The sequence below is a fragment of the Streptomyces sp. NPDC057654 genome, from assembly GCF_042800135.1.
Classification (GTDB): Bacteria; Actinomycetota; Actinomycetes; order Streptomycetales; family Streptomycetaceae; genus Streptomyces.
Genome location: NZ_JBHVHQ010000836.1, coordinates 1 through 3,789 on the forward strand (window position 1 = coordinate 1; position 3,789 = coordinate 3,789).

Sequence of the window (3,789 nt, forward strand, 5' to 3'; positions counted from 1 at the left end):
GTCAGGGGGCGGACCGGTTTATGGCGCGGTCTGCGACGTGTCCCCCAGTACGTGCGAAATGCCATCCTTCGGGGCCCCTTGTACGACTTACGCCATTGTGTCGAGCTCTACCGTCCCAGGGGCGGGCGGCGAGGGCGCGGACCTTTACGCGCGGCTCACACGATCGGGGGCGACCCCTCGATCGGACGTCCGAGCACGCTCGGTCGACGTCGCCGGGCGCGCCGCCGGCGCGCGTCCGCCGTTCGAATACCTGGGAACGCCCGCCGCCCCGCCGCTCCTTCGGGCTCCTTCAGTTCCCACTCACAAAGGCATCATTTACCAAGGCACCATTCACCGAGACGCCATTCACCGAGGCGCCATTCGCCAAGGCATCCTTCACCAAGGCGTCATTAACCAAGGCGTCAGTCCTTGACCGCCCCTCCGAGCCCCGACACCAATCGCCGCTGCACCAGCACGAAAAAGATCAGCACCGGAATGGTCATGATGGTCGACGCCGCCATGATGCCGCCCCAGTCATTGCCCTCGTCCTTGAAGAACACCAGCAGCGCCATCGGCAGCGTGGAATTCTCGGTGGCGCTGATGATGAAGGACTTGGCGAAGAGGAAGTCGTTCCAGGTGGAAATGAAGGAGAAGACACTCGTCGCCACGAGCCCCGGAAACACCAGCGGGAAGAGGATCTGCCACAGGAATCGCCCGCGGCTCGCGCCGTCGATGTACGCGGCCTCCTCCAGCGCCGGCGGCACGGCTTTCACGAATCCGCGCAGCATCCAGATCGCGAAGGGCAGCGAGAAGGCGATGTGCGGCAGCATCAGCGAGCCGAGGGTGTTGAGCCCGATTCCGGGCACGGTGTCGCCGAGGTCCCGCATGAGGAAGAACATCGGGATCGTCAGCGCCTCGACCGGCACCATCTGCGCGACCAGGAACATGATCAGCAGGGTGGTGCGGAAACGGAACTGGAAGCGGGTCACCGCGGTGGCCGCCAGGAACGCGATCAGTGCGGAGACGATCACCACGACACCCGCGACCAGCAGGCTGTTGAGGAAGTACCGCCCGAAGTCCTGCTGGTCGAAGACGCGCCGGAAGGCGTCCAGCGAGGGGTGCAGGGTCCAGGGCCGGGGGTGGTCGGACTGCACCTCGCCCGCCGGTTTGAAGGCCGAGATCACCATCCAGTACAGCGGGAAGGCGACGACGACGGCGACGACGAGGGCCGTCGCCTCGGCGGCGAGCCGCCAGGGGCGCCGCACGCGCAGCAGCCCGCGCGGTCGCAGTGCGCTGGTGGCGCTCACAGTTCCGCCCCCTGCCGTGCCCGTGCCGTCGTGACGCTCACAGTTCCTCCCCCTGCCGCCGCAGCAGCCGCAAATAGCCGAGGGTGACCGCCAGCAGGATGAGCAGCATCACCACCCCGATCGCCGACCCGAGTCCGTACTGCGAGGAGGCGAACGCCTTCTGATAGGCGTAGACGTTCAGGACGAGGTTCTGTCCCGCGATGCCGCCGCCGTCCGTCATCACATAGATCTGGGTGAATACCTTGAAGTCCCAGATGATCGACTGAATGGTGACGACGACGAGGATCGGCCGCAGCATCGGGGCCATGATGCTGCGCCAGATCCGCCAGTTGGACGCGCCGTCGAGCGAGGCCGCCTCCAGCACCTCGCTGGAAATCGACTTGATGCCCGCGTAAACGGTGACCATGACGAACGGGAACGAGCACCACACCACCTCGAAGAGCACAAGGGCGAAGGCGCTGAACCGGTCGTATGTCCACGAGTAGTCGGCGAACCCGTCGAGCCCCAGCCAGACCAGGACCTTGTCGACCGGTCCGAAGTCGGGGTCGAAGAGGAAGACCCAGACGGTCGAGCCGGTGATGGCGGGCGTGGCCCACGCGCCGAGCGCGGCGAGCATCAGTGCGAGCCGGGGCAGTGCCCGGATGCGCGTCAGCAGGACGGCGAGCGCGCAGCCGACGGCGAGCGTGGAGACGACGCAGGCGGCGGCGAAGCCGAGGGTGGCGATGAGGACGCGCCAGAACTGGCCGTCGGAGAACAGGTCGGCGTAGTTGCCGAGCCCCCGGAAGGAGGTCGGCTCGCCGCCGCTGACCTGCGCCTGGGTGTACTGGAGGGTGGAGATGAGCCCGAGCTGGTAGATCGGGTAGATCAGCAGTCCGGCCAGGACGATGAGCGCGGGGGCGAGGTACAGCCACGGCGTGCGTCCGCCGCGGGACGCGCCGAGGCGCGGGCTCCGGCGCGGGCGGACCGGCGCGGGAGCGGACCCGCGCTGCCCGCGCGCCGGGGCCGGTGGGGCGGTGGCGTTGGAGGACAACGACATCATCCCGCGCTGGTGAAGGCGGAGTTCATCTTCTTCGCGGCGGAGGCCGACGCGGCGTCCACGTCCTTACGGCCGCTCGCGATCTCCTGGAACATCGTCGGCAGGACCAGCGAAGAGTCGATCGTTCCCCAAGCGGGCGTGGCGGGAACGAACTTGGCGCCCGCGGCGAGCGTCTTGACGAAGGGCTCCACGTACGGGCGGCGCTTGGCGGCGTCCTGGCGCACGTCGGTGTAGGTGGGCAGGAAGCCCATCGCGTCGAAGAGCTTGTTCTGGGACTCCTTGCCGGCCAGCGCCTTCATCAAGTCCACGGCGAGCGTGCGGTGTTTGCTGCTCTTGAGGATGCCGATGTTGTTGCCGCCCGCGAAGGCCGGGGCGATCTGGCCGGCCTTGACGCCGGGCAGCGGCACGATCCCGTACTTCCCCTTGGCCGCGCCGTCCTCCACCGCCTGCCGGTTGAAGTCGCCGCCGATGGCCATGGCCGCCTTGCCGGACGCGAAGGCCTGCACGGTGTCGTTGCCGCCCATCTGGGCGCACTTGGCGGCCGGGCAGTTGTCGTCGCCGAAGAGCGCGGTGTACGCGGAGATGCCGCGCTTCGACGCGTCGCTGTCGATGGCCGCGGTGAACGCGCCCTTGTCGCCGCCGCCGGTGGCGATGTCGCCGCCGTTGGCCCAGATGAAGGGCATCGCGCCGTAGGTGTACGAGCCTCCGACCGCGAGCCCGTACAGTTCGGGCCGCTCCTTGTGGACCTTCTTCGCGGTCTCGGTCAGCTCGTCCAGGGTCGTCGGCGGCTTGAGGCCGAGGTCCTTGAAGACGTCGGTGCGGTAGTAGAGCGCGCGCACGCCGACGAAGAGCGGCGCGCCGTAGATCTTGCCGCCCACGGTGACGGACTGCTTGGCGGCGGGGTCGGTGTCCTTGGCCTCCGACCAGGCGTCGAACTCCTTGGTCAGGTCGGCGAGTCCGCCGTCCTTGACGTAGCCGGCGGTGTCCGTGTTGCCGTACTCGATGACGTCGGGGGCGCTCTTCGGGTCGTTGAAGGCGGCCTTGATCTTCTGCGCCCTGGTGTCGACGGGGATGTAGGTGATGTCGGCCTTGACGTCCGGGTGGTCCTTCTTGAAGGAGGCGAGCGCGGCGCTGACGACCTGCTCCTTCGGCTTGTTGTTGACCTCCTGGAAGAGCCAGACGCGCAGGGTTCCGCTCTTCTCGTCGGTCTTGGCGCTGTTGTCGGAGGTGGACGGCGCACACCCCGTGACGGCTAGACCGGCCACCGCGAGTGCGGCCACTGGTACGGCAATTCGGGCAGAAAGCTTCACAGGGGGGTCCCCTCCCACTTGGGCGTTGCACCATACGCAACGCCCGTTTCGCTTTGCACAACTGGGAGGAGAGTAAGGGCCGTTGCCCACCCCGGCAAGAGGTTTCGATCACCGGACGCGCGCCCCGCGCCGCGGACCCCCGAAAACACGACAGGCC

3 protein-coding genes are annotated in these 3,789 nt (G+C 67.9%); all 3 read right to left on the reverse strand.

The genetic code is table 11. The features are described 5' to 3' along the window. Window positions 1-401 precede the first annotated feature (401 nt). From ACFU99_RS36820 to ACFU99_RS36830, 3 genes are read right to left on the reverse strand one after another with little or no spacing between them, the layout of a single operon-like run. On the reverse strand, window positions 402-1,268 hold the full coding sequence (locus ACFU99_RS36820) for a carbohydrate ABC transporter permease (protein ID WP_384400961.1): 867 nt from the start codon (window positions 1,266-1,268) through the stop codon (window positions 402-404). Between the two features lie 55 nt (window positions 1,269-1,323). Continuing rightward, a complete protein-coding gene (locus ACFU99_RS36825) occupies window positions 1,324-2,316 on the reverse strand; it encodes a carbohydrate ABC transporter permease (protein ID WP_384400955.1) in 993 nt (330 codons plus the stop codon). Between the two features lie 5 nt (window positions 2,317-2,321). Next, window positions 2,322-3,632, reverse strand: a complete 1,311-nt coding sequence (locus tag ACFU99_RS36830) for an extracellular solute-binding protein (protein WP_384400958.1) — start codon at window positions 3,630-3,632, stop codon at window positions 2,322-2,324. Window positions 3,633-3,789: the final 157 nt, after the last annotated feature.